The sequence below is a fragment of the Streptomyces sp. NTH33 genome (assembly GCF_003236365.1).
Lineage (GTDB): Bacteria > Actinomycetota > Actinomycetes > Streptomycetales > Streptomycetaceae > Streptomyces.
Map to the genome: position 1 here is coordinate 1 of NZ_POTZ01000107.1, position 17,775 is coordinate 17,775.

Sequence of the window (17,775 nt, forward strand, 5' to 3'; positions counted from 1 at the left end):
GGAGCTGTTCGGTGCCCGGATACAGGCGGCTGCGGGTCGCGACCACCGAGGGGCCGCCCGCGCCGGGACCCGCGCTGCCGCTGCCGCGTGCTCCGTGAGGCGCGGCACGACGGATACGGCACGCAAGGGGGATGCGGGCTCTGCCGGGGAACGACCGGCGGAGCAGCGTGGAGCGCACGCCGCATGGGCCCGTCCGGCCCTGCTCGCGCTGCCGGGCCGCCCTGCCCGGCAGCACGGCCCGGCAGACACCGGCACTGGGCCGCGGCCACGGCGACCTCACGCTTCACGGCGCACTCTCCGGCCCCGCCCGGCTCAGGACCCGGCCAGGGCCCTCCCGGCCCTGGGGGCACAGGGTCGGGAGGGCCCGAGTCGTACGTGCCGGACTCCTTCCGAGAAGTGCACCACGGGTTCACCGAGAGGGGCGGGCAGGCCCACCGCGGCGGTCAGTGTCTCCTCCAGTACGTCCACGGCGGCGCCGGCCAGCGGCCACGGCTCGTGCTCGACGGGCGTCTCCCAGAGCATCCCCAGCCGGCGCGTGTACGCCCGCCAGCGCGAGATCAGCCACACGTCCCGCTCCGTCGGCTCGATCGGGGCGCCGGGGCGGACGACCAGGCGGTAGGAGACCCAGCCCCGGCGCCTGGAACCGACGTAGGAGACGGTCTCCCCGTCCCTGGAGACACTGAGGGTGCCCAGGTGGTACGGCGCGCCGACGGCACGGGCCGCCAGCATCAGCGGGGAGGCGACTTCCAGGGAGAGGAACCACAGCCCGTCCCGTCCGTGCCGGTGCCGGACGTAGGTCCGGAGGTTGGTCTCCGCGAACGTCGGGAGCCCGGGCGCGGTGGCGGGCACGCCGGGAGGACGTACGTCCGCCATGACGAGGGGCGTGAGCCCCACCCAGGCGACCCCCTCGTACTCGTCCACGACCAGTTCCCCGGGCACCAGAGCCCGCACCGCCTCCGGCCGGAAGGGCCAGTGGACGAACGTCTGCGTCAGCCAGCCGGCCCGCAACGCGGGCAGGCGCACCCGCTGCTCGGCTCCGTACGCCACCACAGGCGGCGAGTCCCCGCGTACCGGCGGCGGAAACGCGGCACAGGCCGCGGGGGACCGGTGTCAGGCCATGTCCGCGCCGCGCAGCAGGAGCTGCGCCACGGCCATGCCGGCCACCACGATCGACGCCCGGAACGGCCACCGGCTCCGGCCGCCCGCCGGCACGGCCGTTCCCGCGACCGCGACGATCGCGGCCGCCGCCGCCAGCACCCGGCCCGGGAACGTCACCGCGCCGGGCGGCCCCGCGACCACCACGCCCACGGCCGCCATCATCACGAACGGGGCCAGCCACCGGCAGGCCGGGCGGCCCAGCCGCTGCGGCAGCCCGCGCACACCGGCCGCGAGGTCGTCCTCGATGTCCGGAAGCACATTGACCAGATGGGCCCCCACACCCAGCAGCGCGCCGGCCGTGACCGCCCACCAGGCGGGCCAGGACGGCGAGGGCAGGCCGAGGGTGACGAAGGCCGGCAGCGATCCGAAACCCACGGCATAGGGCAGCGGCGAGAGCACCGTGTGCTTGAACACCAGGTTGTAGGCCCAGCCCGCGGCCACCATGCCCGCCAGATGCGCCACTCCCGCGGCGGTGCCGCTCAGCAGCGACAGCGGCACGCACAGCGCCAGGGCCGCCCCGGCCGCGACGGCCACCGCCCGGGGCGTGAGTTCCCCCGTGGCCACCGGCTTGTCGCGCCGTCCGCAGGCCGTGTCGCGCCGGGCGTCGACCGCGTCGTTGCACCAGCCCACCGAGAGCTGCCCGGCCAGCACCGCCGCGGCCACCGCCGCCGAACCCGCCGCTCCGCGGCCCGCCGCCACGGCCAGCGCGGTCACGAACACGGTCACGGCGACCGCCGGCTCCGGATGGCAGGAGCGCAACAGCAGCACCGGGACACGGTGTGCCGCGGACGGAAGGGCATCCGGCTGGACGGCATCGGGCGGGTGGAGTGGCACAGAGGGACGTTAACGGGACGTAGGGCGGGAGGAAGGTATGACCGACATGCGTGTCCCTGTGATCGTCGATGACGTTCCCCTCCCGCCGCCCACCGTGCCGTGCCCGGCCTCCCTGCCCGGCACGGCGAGCACGATCGCCGCGGTCCGCACCGCGCTGCCGCCGCACCGGTACACCCAGGACGACCTCACCGAGGCGATCGGCGACCTGTGCCTCGCCCCGGGAGCCGACCGAGCCGTACTGCGCCGCCTGCACGCCTCCGCCGGTGTGCGCACACGCCATCTCGCCCTGCCGATCGAGCGGTACGCCGGCCTCGGCGACTTCGGGCGGAGCAACGACGCGTGGGTGGCCGCCGGACTGGAACTGGGCGAGGAGGCCCTCACCGGCGCGCTGCGGGAGGCGGGGCTCGGGCCGGCCGACGTCGATCTGCTGGTGTGCACCTCCATCACCGGCATCGCCGCTCCGTCGCTCGACGCCCGGCTGGCCGGGCGCCTGGGACTGCGGCCCGACGTCAAGAGACTCCCCGTCTTCGGCCTGGGCTGTGCGGCGGGCGCGGCCGGACTCGCCCGGCTGCACGACTATCTGCGGGGCCACCCCGACGACACGGCGGTGCTGCTCAGTGTCGAACTGTGCTCACTGACGCTCCAGCGGCACGACGACTCCCGCGCCAACCTCGTCGCCGGAGCCCTGTTCGGTGACGGCGCGGCAGCGCTCGTCGCACGCGGCAGCGGCAGCGCGGGTCCCGGCGCGGGCGGCCCCTCGGTGGTCGCGACCCGCAGCCGCCTGTATCCGGGCACCGAACAGCTCCTGGGCTGGGACATCGGCGCCAGCGGGTTCCGCGTCGTGATCGACGCCGGCGTCCCCGGGATCGTACGGGACCGGTTCGGCCGGCACCTGCGCGCCTTCCTCGCCGAACACGGCCTGACCACCGACGACATCGGGACCTGGGTGTGCCACCCGGGAGGCCCCAGGGTGCTCTCCGCCCTGGCCGACGCCCTCGGCCTGCCCGGCGACGCCCTGGACACCGCCCGCCGCTCCCTCGCGACCGTGGGAAACCTGTCGTCCGCCTCCGTCCTGCACATCCTGCAGACCGTCCGGGAGTCCCGCCGGCCCGAGCCCGGCACCTGGGGACTCGTCCTGGCGATGGGCCCGGGGTTCTGCTCCGAACTCGTCCTGCTGCGCTGGTGAGTGCTCCCATGCCCTGGTACACGCTTCTCGTCCTGGCCGTCGCCGCCGAACGCCTCGCCGAACTCGCCGTCGCCCGGCGCAACGCGGCCTGGACCCGTGCCCGCGCCGGCGTGGAACACGGCCGCGGCCACTACCCGCTCATGGTCGTCCTGCACACCGGCCTGCTCGTCTGCTGCCTCGCCGAACCCGTGCTCGCCCACCGGCCGTTCCTGCCCGCTCTGGGATGGCCCATGCTGGTGCTCGTCGCCCTGGCGCAGGCGCTGCGCTGGTGGTGCATCACCGCACTCGGCCCCTACTGGAACACCCGGGTCATCGTCGTCCCCGGAGCGCGCCTGGTCGGCACCGGCCCCTACCGGTTCCTGCGCCACCCCAACTACGTCGCCGTCGTGGTGGAGATCGCCGCCCTGCCGCTGGTGCACTCCGCCTGGCTGAGCGCGGCGGCGTTCACCGTGGCCAACGCGCTCCTGCTCGCGGTCCGCATCCGCTGCGAGAACACCGCCCTCACCGCGGCGGTGCCCGCGTGAGCGGCGGCCACGACCTGCTGATCGCCGGAGGCGGTCCCGCCGGTCTGGCGACCGCCCTGCACGCCGTGCGCGCGGGCCTCGACGTCGTCGTGGCGGAGCCACGCCGGGCGCCGGTCGACAAGGCGTGCGGCGAGGGTCTGATGCCCGGCGCCGTCCGGGCCCTCGGGGCCCTCGGCCTCCAGGTTCCCGGCCTGCCGATCAGCGGAATCCGCTACGTCCAGGGACCCCACAGGGCCCAGGCGGCATTCCGGCAGGGTCCCGGCCTCGGCGCCCGCCGCACCGGTCTGCACGGCGCCCTGCACCGGGCCGTCGTCGACGCCGGCGTCCCCGTACTGCCCCTGCGCGTGGGCGAGGTACGGCAGGACGACACGGGGGTGACCGTGCCCGGGACCGGTCTGCGCGCCCGGTGGCTGGTCGCCGCGGACGGCCTCCACTCGCCGTTGCGCCGCTTTCTCGGCCTGGAGGTGAGGAGCGGCACGGCGCCCCGGTACGGACTGCGTCGCCACTACGCGGTGCCTCCCTGGTCCTCCTGCGTCGAGGTGCACTGGGGGCCGTACGGGGAGGCGTACGTCACCCCGCTCGGCCCCGCACTCGTCGGCGTCGCCCTGCTGACGGCACGGCGGGCCCCCTTCGGCACCCAGCTGGACGCCTTCCCCGAACTGGCGGCCCGCCTTCCCGGCGAGGCGGCCGTCACCGCCGTACGCGGTGCGGGACCGCTGCGCCAGCGGTCCCGCGCCCGCTGCCACGGGCGGGTCCTGCTCGTCGGCGACGCCGCCGGCTACATCGACGCGCTGACCGGCGAAGGCATCTCCCTCGCCCTCACCGGCGCCCGGGCCCTGGTCGACAACCTGCGCCGCGGCACCCCCGGCCGCTACGAGACCGACTGGCACCGCGCCACCCGCCGCCACCGGCTCCTGACGGAGCTCCTGGTCGGAGCCCGCCGGCAGCCCGCACTCGCCTCACGCATCACCCCCGCGGCCGTCCGCCTGCCACGCCTGTTCGCGGCAGCGGTCAACGCACTGGCGTGATGCCGCGCCGCCCCGGGATCACACGCGCAGCAGGGCCTTGACGGCGCGGCGCTCGTCCATGGCCCGGTACGCCTCGGCGGCCCGGTCGAGGGGGAGGTCGAGGTCGAAGACCCTGCCGGGGGCGATCCTCCGGTTCCAGATCAGGTCGATCAGCCGCGGCAGGTACTGGCGCACCGGGGCCGGTCCGCCGTGGAGGTGGACGTGGGAGAAGAACAGCTCCTGGCCGTCGAGTACGACGCCGTGGGAGACGCCGACGTAGCCGACGTGGCCGCCGGGGCGGGTGGAACCGATGGCCTGCAGCATCGACTCCTGGGTACCGACGGCCTCGACGACCGAGTGCGCGCCCAGCCCGCCGGTCATCTCCTTGATCCTGGCCACGCCTTCGTCGCCGCGTTCGGTGACGATGTCGGTGGCGCCGAACGCGCGGGCGAGCCGCTGCCGCGGCTCGTGGCGGCTCATCGCGATGATCCGCTCCGCGCCGAGCTGCCCGGCGGCCAGGACGGCGAGCAGGCCGACCGCGCCGTCCCCGACGACCGCGACGGTCCTGCCGGGGCCGGCCTGGGCCGCCACGGCGCCGAACCAGCCGGTGCCCAGCACGTCGGAGGCCGCCAGCAGGCTGGGAATCAGGTCCTCGGAGGGCATGTCCGGGGTGGCGACCAGGGTGCCGTCGGCGAGCGGGACGCGCAGCCGTTCCGCCTGGGCCCCCAGCGTGCCCATCAGCTCGCGCCGGACGCAGGAGGACTGGTAGCCGGCCCGGCAGATCTCGCAGGTGTTGTCCGAGGCGAAGAACGAGCCGACCACGAACCGGTTGGGCTCGACGGTCCTCACCTCACTGCCGACCTCCTCGACGACGCCGACGTACTCGTGTCCCATCGGGGCCGGTCCCTCGACCGCCTCGATCCCGCGGTAGGGCCACAGGTCCGACCCGCAGACACAACTCGCAGACAAGCGGATCACCGCGTCCGTCGGCGCGAGGATCCTCGGATCCTCGCGCTGCTCCACCCGGATGTCGCCGGGGGCGTGCATCACGACACCGCGCATGGCTGCTGCTCCTCACGTGCTGGACCGGCCCGCGGAGCGCCGGGAGGCGACCGCGCTGTCACCCGTTCCGCCCGCCCGGGGCGGTCCGGGCCCGGGGCTGCGGCCCTCCGTCCGCGCCGCGGAGGCGGCGGGAGAACCGCCCCGTCCGGGTAACCGCCCCCCGCCCGTGCAGACAGGTTCTTATGCCCGTGGTGCGGGGCGAGCCGTCTGGACGATGAGGGAGCGGAGCTCCTCCACGGCGCGGGAACGCGCACCGGTCAGTTCGGGCGACGACAGCACGGCCGCGGTGAGGGGGACGGGGCGCGGCGTGCGGCTGAAGTGCTCGTCGACGGCGGTGATCAGGCCGGGGCACAGGCCCCACTCGCCGCCGATGACGACCATGCGGGGGTCCGCGAGGGAGACGGCCGCGGAAAGGACGCCGCCGATGGCCCGGACCAGTGCGGTGCGGACCCGCTCCGCCTGCTCGCCGCGACGGGCGAGGAGTCCGGCCAGTGCCGGGGCGTCGATGGCGGTGGAGGCGGGCCGGCGCAGCCCGAGGACGGCGAAGACCTCGGTGAAGGCCATGGCCTGCCCGTCCGGGCCCGCCGTGCAGAGGTGGGTGATCTCTCCGGCGAGCCCCCTGTGTCCGCGCCGGACGACGCCGTCGCTCACCACGGCGCAGCCCAGGCCCTCACCGAGGTGGAGGTAGACGAAGTCGTCGACGTCCCTGGCACAGCCGGCCCGGTGCTCGGCGCGGGCGGCCCAGTTGACGTCGTTGTCCACCAGGACGGGTCCGGTCACGGTGGTCGCCAGGACGGCGGAAGGGTCGAGGTCGCCGACGAGGAAGGGGGCGTCGGGCAGGTGCACGAGCCGGCCCGTCCCGCGGTCCACCGGGTCGGCGGCGCTGACCACCGCGAGGCGCAGCGGGCCGGGGATCCGCCCGGCCAGTTGTCCGGCTGCCGCGACGAGGGCTTCGGCGGCCACGCGGGGGCCCGCGCTCGCCTCCAGCGCGGTGCGGACCTGCCCGTGGACGTGGCCGAGGGCGTCGACCGCTTCGGCCACCACTCCGTGCGGGGTGATGGCGGCCACCAGGGCGGCACCGAGCCGCGGGGCGAGGGAGTAGTACGAGCCGACCCGTCCGCGTCCGGTGGTGCGTTCGCCGGTGTCCACGAGCAGGCCGGCCCGGGTCAGGCGCTGCACGCTGTCGGAGATCGTGGGCTTGGAGATCCCGGTGCGGGCGGAGATCTCCGCCCTGGTCAGGCGCGGGCGGGCCATGAGGGAGCGCAGCACGTTCTCGTCGGTCAGAGCGCGCAGCATCTCCAGCGACGGCTTCGGCGGAGTCATGCGCACCATTCTAGTAAGGACTCTTGCCTAAAGGTGGAGTGATGCCTACCGTCATGTTCAGTAAGGAGTCCTCACCAAAGGAGTCGGGCGATGACGCTCGCCGCTGAGCCGCACCACGCCGCCGCCCTGCCGCACTGGCAGCAGACCCCGGCGGACCTCACAGCCGCCATCCGCGAGATCAAGCCCGCTCTGCGGGCCCGTATCGAGGCCTCCGGCCGCACCCTCGAGGAGGTGTTCGCGTCCGTCGAGCAGCGCATCGAGGCCCGCATCGCCGAGATCGAAGCCGACCGGGAGCGCGGCGAGGAGGTGTGGCCCGTCCTGGACTACGACGCGATCGCCGGCAAAACCGTCACGCCGGCGGACATGGCCAGGCTCAAGAAGCGCGGCTGCCTCGTCGTACGCGGCCACTTCCCGCGCGAGCAGGCGCTGGCCTGGGACGCCGGCATCGTCGACTACGTCGAGCGCAACCGGTTCTTCGAGAACTACGCCGGGCCCGGCGACGACTTCTTCGGCAGCGTCGGCTCCAAGCCCGAGATCTACCCCGTCTACTGGTCCCAGGCCCAGATGCAGGCCCGCCAGTCCGAGCGCATGGCCACCGTCCAGTCCTTCCTCAACTCGCTGTGGAAGCACACCTCGGACGACGGCACCCGGTGGTTCGACCCCGACCGCGACGCGCTGTACCCCGACCGCATCCGCCGCCGCCCCCCGGGCACCGACTCCTCCGGCCTGGGCACCCACTGCGACCCCGGCACCCTGGACCTGTGGATGACCCGGGAGTACCAGAAGGCGTTCCGCCACCTCTTCGACGGCACCGCCGAGCAGTACGACCCCTGGGACGCGGCCCACCGCACCACCGGCCCCCAGTACCCCGGCTCCACCATGTGCTCCGCGTTCCGCACCTTCCAGGGCTGGACCGCCCTGTCGGACATGGACGCCGACCAGGGCGTGCTCCACACCGTGCCGATTCCGGAGATCATGGCCTACCTGCTCCTGCGGCCCCTGCTGCCGGACGTGCCCGAGGACTCCCTGTGCGGCGTGCGGACGAACCAGGTGTTCCCCGTCACCAGGCGCTGGCACCCGATGCTCTACCGGGCCCTGACTCCCCTCCCCGACGTCAGGGCCGGCGATTCCGTCTGGTGGCACTGCGACATGGTCCACAGTGTCGCTCCGGTCGAGAACCAGAAGGGCTGGGGCAACGTCATGTACATCCCAGCCGCCCCCTGGTGCCCCCGCAACGAGAAGTACGCGGCCTCCCTCAGGGAGGCGTTCGCCACCGGCTCGAGCCCGGCCGACTTCCCCGAGGAGCACTACGAGCGCTCCTGGGACGGCCGGTTCACCGCCGACCAGCTCAACGACACCGGCCGCCGGGGCCTGGGCCTCGCCTGATCCGGTGATCCGGGGCGAGCGGGCCGACCGAGAGGCGCCCGACGGCCGAAAGGCCGGTCGGGCGCCGTCAGGGGCAGGGCGCTTGCCCGAAAGCGGCGAGCGCGCGTCCCATGCGCGCGAGTGCCTGACGCAGGATCGTCGGTGAGGTCGCGAAGTTGAGGCGTACGCATCCCGCGCCGCCGCTGCCGAAGACGTGTCCGGAGCTGAGGGCGACGCGGGCTTCGTCGAGGAACATCCTCGCCGGTCCGGCGACGTCGCTCACGATGCCCGGGCCGTCGGACGGGCGGTCGTCGTGCAGCCCCAGCCCCGTGCAGTCCAGCCAGGCGAGGTAGGTGCCCTGGGGAGGGACGTACCCCACGCCGGGGAGGTGTTCGTCGACCAGCTTGCCCAGCAGGCTCCGGTTGTCGTCGAGCCCGAGCAGGAGTTCGTCGAGCCAGTCGGCGGCGTCGCGGAACGCTGCCGTGTGGGCGAGGATGCCCAGGTGGCTGGAGCCGTGGCCGACTTCTTCGGGCATACGCCGAAGGTCGTCCGCGGCTTCGGTGCCCGCGATGGCGAGGGCGGCCTTGAGACCGGCCAGGTTCCAGGCCTTGGACGCGGAGGTCAGGGCGAAACCGTTCTCGGAGCCGGGAACGCTGAGGAAGGGCGTGAAGACGGCTCCGGGCAGCACCAGCGGGGCGTGGATCTCGTCGGAGACCACCCGGACACCATGTCTGCGGGCGAGCGCGGCGATCGCCTCGAGTTCCGCGCGCGTATGGACGACACCGGTCGGGTTGTGCGGGTTGCTCATCAGGAATGCCGCGCGGCGGCCGCGGTGTCGTGCGCGTATGAACGCCTCTTCGAGGCTGCCGAGGTCGATCCGCAGATCGGGGCCGAGACGGGCCTCGATGACGTCCCGGCCGTCGTGCGCGACGAACGCGTAGAACGGCGGGTAAACGGGTGAGCAGACGACGACCGCGTCGCCGGGGCCGGTGATGAGGCGGAGGATCTCGACGATGCCCAGCATGACGTCGGGCACGATCGCCGTGTCCTCCACGCGCAGGCCGTCCCACCGCCATCGCGCGGCGGCGAACGCGGCGACGGCTTCGGCGTAGGCGGTGCCGTGGGGGTATCCGGTGTCTCCCAGCTCGACGGCCCGGTGCAGGGCGCCGGCTACGGCGGGTGCCAGGGGGACGTCCATCTCCGCCACCCAGAGCGGGAGGACGTCCTCGGGATAGGCGCGCCACTTCATGCTGGTGCGCTGTCGCAACTGTTCCAGGGACAGCCGGACGAGCGGATCGGTGCGGCCGTCGTCCCCGGATCCGGAGGCTGCCTGGTTCGTGGACTCACTCATGCGGTGCTCCCCTTGCCCGGCCGGACCGGGCCTGTGCGGTGGCGGTGTCGTGGTCCTGCCGGACGGTGCTGAGGTTTGCCTCCAGGGTGGCCGGAGGGGGGAGTGGCGCGCGCTCCGGCGGCCCCTTTCCCAGCACGGCCCGGAGAACCGACGCGGCGGGGAGGGGGCCGTCACGCCGACCCGTGCGCTTGGTGGCCGGGCGAGGCGGCAGGCCGGGGCCGCCGGTCCTGGAGCCGCGGCCGTCCACGATGATCCTCCCGTCGTCCGTGAGTCGAGCTGCCCGTGGACGGCGGGGTGGAAACACGCCTGCGGCGCCGCAGGCGCCCGAATCGGGACACAGCGTCCATGGGACCTGCGGACCGCGCCGAGCGAGGAGGCCTGCCGGCGCCGCGCGGCGCTCGGTGTACGGCTCGTGCAGCAGCTCGCGGCCGTCCGCTGGGGGGACGTCGAAGGCGGAGGCGTGCGAGTCCGCAGAATCCTGTGGACCCTGTACGCGCACCCCGTACGCCGATCTGCGTTCGCCCGCGTGGCGGTGAGCGGGGCTGAGGCAGTGCACCGAGGTCTGCCCGGCGTGCGGGACGAACAGGCCCTGCGGTTCGTCTGCCGCGACCTTGAGCCTGCTCGGCCGCGACTTCACCGCGGACACGGCGAACACGAAGCACGGGCCTTGGGGCAAGGCCGTCTCCTCCACCATCGCGCGATCGTCCGTGTGGGCTCGGGCGGGGCCGGCCGTCACAACCATCCGTTGCGCTGGGCCTGCAGGGCCAGCTGGAAGCGGTTCGCGGCGCCCAGCCGGGCCATCAGGACCTGCAGGCGGCGGAACAGCGTGCGGCGGCTGATTCCCAGTTCGCGGGCGATGACGTCGTCGCTCGTGCCGCCGGCCAGGAGCCACAGCAGACGGCGGTCGGCGGGGGGCAGACCGCCTGGGCGGGTCGTGTCGCCGTGGAAGGGCAGAGCGTGCTGCCACGACTGCTCGAACAGCGCGATGAGGGCGGAGAGCAGACCGCACGGCTGTACGACCAGCATGGTGGTGTGCACGTCGGCCTCTTTGATCGACAGTGACACCAGGGCGTACGCCTCGTCGATGATCAGGAGTTTGACGGGGACGGACGGCAGCACTCTGGCCTGCTCACCGGCGTTGATGCACGGTTCGATGACTTGTTCGAGGTGGTCCGGGCGTTCCAGTGACTCGCGGGAGTACACGACGCGCTGCGTGACCCCGCGAGCCAGCGTGGCCAGTGCGTCGTCGGTGGCACTGGCCACGGGGAAGTAGGGGGGCGACTCGAACTGCCGGATCTGGTGGCGGGCGCTGGCCCAGGCTTGGCGCATCCTGGGGCCGATCGCGTCGCCGGTGACGATCTCGACGAGGTGGTCGTCGTGGGCCGCGAGCCGGTGGCGCCGGAACGAATCGAAGGCGCCCGCGACCGCGATGCGGGATTTCTCGACCGCGGCCACGCGTCGCCGGGCGAGGACCTCGAGGCCGGCCGCCGGTGCCACCGGCGCCACCACGTCCTCGTCCTTCTCGGCGGCACCGGCCAGGCCGGCGTCGACGAGCTCGCCGTACGCCGTGGCCAGGCCGGGGCCGTCCAGACCGGCCGCGGCGGCGATCTCGCTCAGCGGCGCAGGGGCCAGCTCCAGCAGGGTGAGGTAGACCCGGCACGCCGCCTGACCGATGCCCAGGAGCCGCAGTGCCTCGCCGAGATTCGCGTTCGTCACGAGCCACATTATCGACGGCCGTGGCCGGCCAGGCGTGGCCGATCTGTGCCAGTGGCACCACTGGGCACCATACGTGGGCGTCACGGGATAACGTCGCCGAGCCGTCGGCACGTGGCGGCGCTCGACTCCCAGGAAGGCGGACGCAGTGGCGAAAGGCCGCAAGAACGGTTTGTACTCAGGGATCTCCGAGGAACTGTCCGCGTTGATGCGGACGGGGTGGGCGGACACCGAGAAGCGCGAGCTGACGCTCCAGGAGCAGGCCCCCTACGCGGCCGCGCGCCGGGCCGCGCTCTCCGCGCGCTTCCCGGGCGAACGGCTCGTGATCCCTTCGGGGAACCTCAAGGTCCGTTCGAACGACGACACCTACCCGTTCCGGCCGTACTCGGGCTATGTGCACATGACCGGCGACCAGGCCCGGGACGGTGCCCTCGTCCTCGAACCCCGCGCGGACGGCGGCCACGACGCCTACTGCTACCAACTCCCGCGGGACATCAGGGACAACGACGAGTTCTGGACCGGTGCCACGGCAGAACTGTGGATGGGCCGGCGCCGCTCCCTCGCCGAGGCGGAGCGCGTGCTCGGCCTGCCGTGCCGGGACGTCCGCACGGCGGCCGGCGAGCTGGCAGCCGCCTCCGGCACACCGACCCGCATCGTCCGCGGTATCGACCTGTCCCTGGAGGCCGCCGTCGCCACCGAGGCGGAGCGCGACGCGGAGCTGGAAGAGGCCCTCAGCGACCTGCGCGTCGTGAAGGACGAGTGGGAGATCAAGGAGATCCGCTCGGCCGTGGACTCCACGGTGCGCGGATTCACGGACGTCGTCGGTGAGCTGTCGCGGGCGATCGCGTCGTCCGAGCGGTGGATCGAGGGCACCTTCTTCCGCCGCGCCCGCCTCGAGGGCAACGCCGTCGGCTACGGCACGATCTGCGCCGCGGGCGAGCACGCCACGATCATGCACTGGACCGACAACGACGGACCGGTGCGTCCCGGGGAGCTGCTCCTGCTCGACGCGGGCGTGGAGTCGCGCACCCTGTACACCGCCGACGTCACGCGCACTCTGCCGATCAGCGGCACCTTCAGCCCCGTCCAGCGCAGGGTCTACGACGCGGTGTACGAGGCCCAGGAGGCGGGCATGGCGGCCGTCAAGCCGGGCGCCGCGTACCGTGACTTCCATGAGGCGGCCCAGCGTTCCCTGGCGGCGCGGCTGGTCGAGTGGGGTTTCATCGAAGGGCCTGCCGACCGCGCGTACGAGCTGGGCCTCCAGCGCCGTTTCACGATGGCCGGTACCGGTCACATGCTCGGCCTGGACGTCCACGACTGCGCGCAGGCCCGGACCGAGGAGTACGTCGACGGCGTACTGGAGCCGGGCATGGTGCTCACCGTCGAGCCCGGCCTGTACTTCCAGCCGGACGACCTGACCGTGCCCCAGGAGTGGCGCGGCATCGGCGTACGCATCGAGGACGACTTGCTCGTCACCGCCGATGGTCACGAGAACCTGTCGGCGGGCCTGCCGCGGTCGGCGGATGAGGTCGAGGCGTGGATGGCCCGGTTCGCGGGCTGAGCGCATCGAGAACCGGGCCAAGGGCAGGGCCGCCGTCCGGTTGTCTGCACCATGCCCGCCGAGCGCCTGGTACGTGCGTCGGGCTCAGCCCAGTAGCTGTCTGATCGCCGTCACCAGTGCCTTGCCCGTCTGCTGGACCGCCGTTCCGGCGACCAGTGCGGGCAGGGAACGGACTGCTGTACGCAAGGCGGGGCGGAAGCCGTCGCTCTTCGCCCCTGTCCGCCGCCCGGTGCGGGCTGATCCTGTTCGTCTCGGGGGTCATGTACGTCGGGATCCGGCCGTGCGTGGAGCTCCCTACGGCCGGATCCCGGTGCTGCCCGGGACCGCGCTGGGGCCGTTCCACCGGCGATTCGCCAGGGCTGGAGGCCATCGGCCTGTCGCTGCGGGGACACGTGTGCAGCCGTCCTGGCCGTGGTCGGCGGGGCCGTGTACATCGTCGTGGCCGTGCTCGTGGACAGCGGGGAGGAGATCGTCGCCTCGCAGCGGGGGTGCCGGTAGCGCGACAGCCACCGTACGTTCGCCGGCAGCACCGCCTCCGGCACCCCATCCGCTCAAAGCCCCACCCGGCCTCGGCGTGGGCCCGGCGCGTCAACTCGAACGCTTCGGCATCGCGCGGCGTGATCCGGTCGTCGGCACGGACGCCGACGACCACGGCCGAGCCACCCGCGCAGCGCAAGAAGAGATCCGGAGCATGCCGACGCTCACGCGTGCCGTCATGCCAGTGCAGCCAGAGCGGTTGGAACGCGATCCCCACCACGGCCGTACCGGAACCGCGTTCTCGAACCCGGCTGTCGCGCAGTCCAGCAGCGGACGCCACCGACACCCGCGTACGGCATCCACGCACTACACCTCGACGTACGGCACAGCCTCGTCCGCCTCAGCCGGTACGGCCATCACCCCCCCGATCGAGCCCTTCGGCGCCCGCTGGTACTTCGTCAGCCGTCGCCGACCCGCTGTGTCGGAGTCGGGTTCGTGGTCTGCTGATGGGACAACAACGTGGCAACGGCTTGCACGGTGTCGGGTGATCGCTGGATCCACGGCTCCGGGGCGCTGCGGCTCGTCGATGAGGGTGGTACACCACCCACGCTTGCGCCACGCCGGCATCTCGTTCCGGCTGGCCTCCGGCGTCGACCCCGCGGAGTGCGCACGCCGAGCCGGGCAGAGCATCCAGGTCCTTTTCCGCTACTGCGCCAAGTTCCTGGCCGAAGCGCGCAACCACGCCAACAGCTTGATCGAGGAGTCCATGCGGCGGTGGGAGGAGCCGACGGACGATGCGGAGGGTGCGTTGGAGGACACCCTGGCCCGGAAATGCCCCGGAACTGCTGGTCGAAGCTGGGATACCGGTGGGAGATGTCGGGAGTGAGGCGGCATTTCGGCTCGCTGCTCACGTGTGCGCCGAGAAGGGCGCCTGACGGGCATCTACCCTGGTCAGGCGCCCTTTTTCCGTGTCTGGAAGAAGCCGAGCCTCTTTGGTGAGTACGACACCAGGAGGTTCTTCGTCTGCTGGTAGTGGTCCAGCATCATCCTGTGGTTCTCGCGGCCGATTCCGGACTGCTTGTAGCCTCCGAAGGCGCTGTGCGCCGGGTACTGGTGGTAGCAGTTCGTCCAGACGCGGCCCGCCTGGATCGCGCGGCCGGCGCGGTAGGCGGTGTTCGTGTCCCGGGTCCATACGCCGGCGCCGAGGCCGTACAGCGTGTCGTTGGCGATCTTGATGGCGTCGTCGAAATCGTCGAACGATGTCACCGAGACCACCGGGCCGAAGATCTCCTCCTGGAAGATCCGCATCCGGTTGTCGCCCTCGAAGATGGTCGGCTGGACGTAGTAGCCGCCCTTCAACTCGCCGTCGTAATCGACGCGTTCACCACCGGTCAGGACCCGTGCGCCCTCCTGCCGGCCGATGTCGAGGTAGGAGAGGATCTTCTCCAGTTGGTCGTTGGAGGCCTGGGCGCCGATCATCGTGCCGGTGTCGAGGGGGTGGCCCGGTGTGATGAGCTCGGTGCGGGCGACCGCTGCCTCGACGAACTCGGCGTAGTGACCGCGCTGGATCAGCGCCCGGGACGGGCAGGTGCACACCTCGCCCTGGTTGAGCGCGAACATCGTGAAGCCCTCGAGCGCCTTGTCTCGGAAGTCGTCGTGCGCCGCCGAGACGTCGTCGAAGAAGATGTTCGGCGACTTGCCGCCGAGCTCCAGGGTGACCGGCTTGATGTTCTCGGAGGCGTACTGCATGATCAGCCGCCCCGTCGTCGTCTCGCCCGTGAACGCGATCTTCGCCACCCGCGGGCTGGAGGCGAGCGGCTTGCCCGCTTCCACGCCGAAGCCGTTGACGATGTTCACCACGCCGGGCGGCAGCAGGTCGGCGATCAGGCTCATCCAGTAGTGGATGGAGGCCGGGGTCTGCTCGGCCGGCTTGAGGACGACCGCGTTGCCCGCGGCGAGCGCGGGCGCCAGCTTCCAGGCCGCCATGAGGATCGGAAAGTTCCACGGGATGATCTGCGCGACCACACCGAGCGGCTCATGGAAGTGGTACGCCACCGTGTCGTCGTCGATCTCGCTGAGCGAACCCTCCTGCGCCCTGATCGCGCCCGCGAAGTAGCGGAATTGGTCGATGGCCAGCGGGATGTCGGCCGCCAGCGTCTCGCGTACCGGCTTGCCGTTCTCCCAGCTCTCGGCGACCGCCAGGCGTTCGAGATTCGCCTCCATACGGTCGGCGATCTTCAGCAGGATGCCGGAGCGCTCGGCTGCCGACGTCCGGCCCCAGCCCGGCGCGGCCGCGTGCGCCGCGTCCAGCGCCCGCTCGACATCCTCCCCGGTTCCGCGTGCCACCTCCGTGAAGGGATGCCCGTTCACCGGCGACGGGTTCTCGAAGTACTGCCCGCGGGCCGGTGGCACGTACTCGCCGCCGATGAAGTGGTCGTAGCGCGTCTGGTAGGAGACGATCGCGCCCTCGGTGCCGGGCGCCGCGTAACGGGTCATCCTGGTCTGCCTCCCTCAGCAGCGCTGCCCGCCGTCGGGCAGCTCTCGGCGCGAGGCTAGGGACGCCGACGTTGCAACGACGTTGCGCGACAGGCGCGCAAGCGGGCAGAGCGCGCAGGGCGGGCGCCGGGCCGTCAGCGGGGTGCCGGGCGGGACCATTCGGGCGGTGCCGCCAGTTCAGCCTCGAGCGCGGCGAGCCGGAGCCGGGCTGTCGCGCTCGGCTGTACGTCGACGAGGGCCCGCCACACCTCCGGGTCGCCCTCGCCCCACGGTGTGTGTGCCCAGTCGGCCAGCAGGTCGGGGTCACGGCGGGCGATCAGCGCGCCGCGCAGCCCGTCGGCGAGACGTTGTCGCAGCCGCACCACCGCCGGGGCCCGCGAGGTGAGCAACAGCGGACCGGCGTAAGCGGACGCGGCCGACGCGACCGCCCCCGTCTCCAGCCGCCGTTCCACCACCGCCACGTCCGAGCCCACCGGAACGGTGAGCCGGTACGGCCGCGAGGCGAGCAGACCCGGACCGAGCACCCGGCGCAGCCGGGCCAGCTCGGCCCGCAGCGTCACCGGAGTGACCGACTCGTCCTCGTACAGCGCGCACAGCAGCTCGTCCCCCGTCAGGCCCTCCGGGTGACGGGTCAGCAGCACCATGATCTCACTGTGCCGGCGACTCAGCCGTATGCCGCGACCGTCCACCGTGAGTTGCGCCTCGTCGCGGCCCAGCGCGGCCAGCTCGGGCGCCCCGGCGGCGGCCCTGCGCGGGCTGAGCAGCGCCAGCTGGGACTCGGCGGCCCGCGCCACCGCCTGTACGAAGCCGAGGCTGTGCGGGTGCGCGAGCCCGTCCCCGCCGGTGATGTCCACGGCGCCGAGCACCTGTCCGGTGCGCGGATCGCACACCGGGGCCGCCGCGCACGTCCACGGTTGGAAGCGCTGGATGAAGTGCTCGGCCGCGAACACCTGCACCGGCCGACCCACGGCGACCGCGGTGCCGGGCGCGTTCGTCCCGACGGCGGACTCCGCCCAGCGGGAGCCCGGCACGAAGTTTATCCGGTCCGCTCTGCGCCGCGTCGCTGGATGGCCCTCCACCCACAGCAGTCTGCCGTGGGCGTCGCACACCGCGAGCAGGTGCTCCCCGTCGGCGGCGAACGAGCCCAGCAGCTCCCGGAACAGGGGCATCACGGGGGCCAGCGGATGCTCCGCCCGGTAGGCGCCGAGGTCGCCGTCCGCGATCTCCACACGTGCGGTGACGTCCGGACCGACACCGGCCCGCGCGGAACGCCGCCACGAGTCGGCCACCATCGGACGTACCGGGCGCGGCACCGTGCCCACCTCGGTGAATGTCTCGTGCGCCCTGCGCAGCGCCCGAACGCGCTCAGCAGGGTCTGTCCCCGGCTTCAGGGCCACCCAAGGATCGGTCAAATCGGCCTCCCCGGACGACGATGCGACCGGTGGCATTGTCACCCTCGGTGTGCGCCCGGACAACCTCTGCGACCGGGCTCGCCGTCAGGCGCAGGTGACGTGGATGATCACACGGTCGAGCGTGTAGGCCGTGGGCCGGCTGGACGCCGTGCAGGGGGAGCCGCTCGCAGGCTGCCACTCGGCGGGCGGGTAGTCGACGACGGCCTGCGTCCGCGCGCCGGCCCGCGCGGTGGGGAGTAACGCGTAGGGGACGGTGGCGAGGGCGGCCCCCTTGAGCAGCCGTCGTCTGCCGGGGAGGGGCGGGAC

General features: G+C 73.0%; 13 protein-coding genes and 1 pseudogene. 5 read left to right on the plus strand and 9 right to left on the minus strand.

Translation table 11 applies throughout. The features are described 5' to 3' along the window. Positions 1–312: 312 nt before the first annotated feature. The gene (locus C1I97_RS13415) at positions 313–1,050 is read right to left on the minus strand and encodes a YqjF family protein (RefSeq protein ID WP_111003442.1); all 738 of its coding nucleotides are present in this window, start codon (positions 1,048–1,050) and stop codon (positions 313–315) included. A gap of 60 nt (positions 1,051–1,110) precedes the next feature. Continuing rightward, entirely contained in the window at positions 1,111–1,920 is an 810-nt protein-coding gene (locus C1I97_RS13420) for a UbiA family prenyltransferase (RefSeq protein WP_111003454.1), read from the minus strand. 118 nt (positions 1,921–2,038) lie between these two features. Here C1I97_RS13420 and C1I97_RS13425 point away from each other — a divergent pair, with 118 nt between their 5' ends. Genes C1I97_RS13425 through C1I97_RS13435 form a run of 3 tightly spaced genes read left to right on the plus strand, consistent with a single transcriptional unit; the run spans position 2,039 to position 4,730 of the window. Beyond that, complete coding sequence (locus C1I97_RS13425; protein WP_181446714.1) at positions 2,039–3,178, plus strand: type III polyketide synthase; 1,140 nt, start codon at positions 2,039–2,041, stop codon at positions 3,176–3,178. A gap of 8 nt (positions 3,179–3,186) precedes the next feature. After that, the gene (locus C1I97_RS13430) at positions 3,187–3,702 is read left to right on the plus strand and encodes an isoprenylcysteine carboxyl methyltransferase family protein (protein ID WP_111003444.1); all 516 of its coding nucleotides are present in this window, start codon (positions 3,187–3,189) and stop codon (positions 3,700–3,702) included. After that, a complete protein-coding gene (locus C1I97_RS13435) occupies positions 3,699–4,730 on the plus strand; it encodes an NAD(P)/FAD-dependent oxidoreductase (RefSeq protein WP_111003445.1) in 1,032 nt (343 codons plus the stop codon). Before C1I97_RS13430 ends, C1I97_RS13435 begins: the two co-directional genes overlap by 4 nt. An 18-nt stretch (positions 4,731–4,748) precedes the next feature. Here C1I97_RS13435 and C1I97_RS13440 read toward each other — a convergent pair whose 3' ends face one another. Both C1I97_RS13440 and C1I97_RS13445 read right to left on the minus strand, forming a co-directional pair. After that, the gene (locus C1I97_RS13440) at positions 4,749–5,771 is read right to left on the minus strand and encodes a zinc-dependent alcohol dehydrogenase family protein (RefSeq protein ID WP_111003446.1); all 1,023 of its coding nucleotides are present in this window, start codon (positions 5,769–5,771) and stop codon (positions 4,749–4,751) included. Positions 5,772–5,951: 180 nt separating this feature from the next. After that, positions 5,952–7,094: an ROK family transcriptional regulator gene (locus C1I97_RS13445; RefSeq protein WP_111003455.1), complete on the minus strand. Its 1,143-nt coding sequence runs from the start codon at positions 7,092–7,094 to the stop codon at positions 5,952–5,954. 90 nt (positions 7,095–7,184) lie between these two features. Between C1I97_RS13445 and C1I97_RS13450 the strand changes: the two genes are divergently transcribed. Further along, entirely contained in the window at positions 7,185–8,480 is a 1,296-nt protein-coding gene (locus C1I97_RS13450) for a DUF1479 domain-containing protein (protein WP_111003447.1), read from the plus strand. Positions 8,481–8,547: 67 nt separating this feature from the next. Here the strand turns inward: C1I97_RS13450 and C1I97_RS13455 are convergent, their stop codons facing one another. Continuing rightward, positions 8,548–9,810 carry a MalY/PatB family protein gene (locus C1I97_RS13455; RefSeq protein WP_111003448.1) on the minus strand — a complete coding sequence of 421 codons (1,263 nt, stop codon included), beginning with the start codon at positions 9,808–9,810 and terminating at the stop codon, positions 8,548–8,550. 732 nt (positions 9,811–10,542) lie between these two features. Further along, complete coding sequence (locus C1I97_RS13465) at positions 10,543–11,535, minus strand: helix-turn-helix transcriptional regulator (RefSeq protein ID WP_111003450.1); 993 nt, start codon at positions 11,533–11,535, stop codon at positions 10,543–10,545. A 136-nt stretch (positions 11,536–11,671) separates the two neighbouring features. Between C1I97_RS13465 and C1I97_RS13470 the strand changes: the two genes are divergently transcribed. Continuing rightward, a complete protein-coding gene (locus C1I97_RS13470) occupies positions 11,672–13,084 on the plus strand; it encodes an aminopeptidase P family protein (RefSeq protein ID WP_111003451.1) in 1,413 nt (470 codons plus the stop codon). A 1,428-nt stretch (positions 13,085–14,512) separates the two neighbouring features. Here C1I97_RS13470 and exaC read toward each other — a convergent pair. The 3 genes and pseudogenes from exaC to C1I97_RS13500 all read right to left on the minus strand — a co-directional run. Next, the gene (gene exaC, locus C1I97_RS13490) at positions 14,513–16,057 is read right to left on the minus strand and encodes an acetaldehyde dehydrogenase ExaC (RefSeq protein ID WP_111003452.1); all 1,545 of its coding nucleotides are present in this window, start codon (positions 16,055–16,057) and stop codon (positions 14,513–14,515) included. 134 nt (positions 16,058–16,191) lie between these two features. Beyond that, on the minus strand, positions 16,192–17,469 hold the full coding sequence (locus tag C1I97_RS13495; RefSeq protein WP_111003453.1) for a GAF domain-containing protein: 1,278 nt from the start codon (positions 17,467–17,469) through the stop codon (positions 16,192–16,194). Positions 17,470–17,562: 93 nt separating this feature from the next. After that, positions 17,563–17,775 (minus strand): annotated as a pseudogene (locus C1I97_RS13500) (N-acetylmuramoyl-L-alanine amidase); the annotation flags it as partial.

Bases quoted from the DNA above. Each gene is read 5' to 3' on its own strand.
- C1I97_RS13445 (WP_111003455.1), bottom strand. From the start codon at position 7,094: ATGACTCCGCCGAAGCCGTCGCTGGAGATGCTGCGCGCTCTGACCGAC.
- C1I97_RS13465 (WP_111003450.1), bottom strand. From the start codon at position 11,535: ATGTGGCTCGTGACGAACGCGAATCTCGGCGAGGCACTGCGGCTCCTG.
- C1I97_RS13430 (WP_111003444.1), top strand. From the start codon at position 3,187: ATGCCCTGGTACACGCTTCTCGTCCTGGCCGTCGCCGCCGAACGCCTC.
- exaC (WP_111003452.1), bottom strand. From the start codon at position 16,057: ATGACCCGTTACGCGGCGCCCGGCACCGAGGGCGCGATCGTCTCCTAC.
- C1I97_RS13440 (WP_111003446.1), bottom strand. From the start codon at position 5,771: ATGCGCGGTGTCGTGATGCACGCCCCCGGCGACATCCGGGTGGAGCAG.
- C1I97_RS13455 (WP_111003448.1), bottom strand. From the start codon at position 9,810: ATGAGTGAGTCCACGAACCAGGCAGCCTCCGGATCCGGGGACGACGGC.
- C1I97_RS13450 (WP_111003447.1), top strand. From the start codon at position 7,185: ATGACGCTCGCCGCTGAGCCGCACCACGCCGCCGCCCTGCCGCACTGG.
- C1I97_RS13425 (WP_181446714.1), top strand. From the start codon at position 2,039: ATGCGTGTCCCTGTGATCGTCGATGACGTTCCCCTCCCGCCGCCCACC.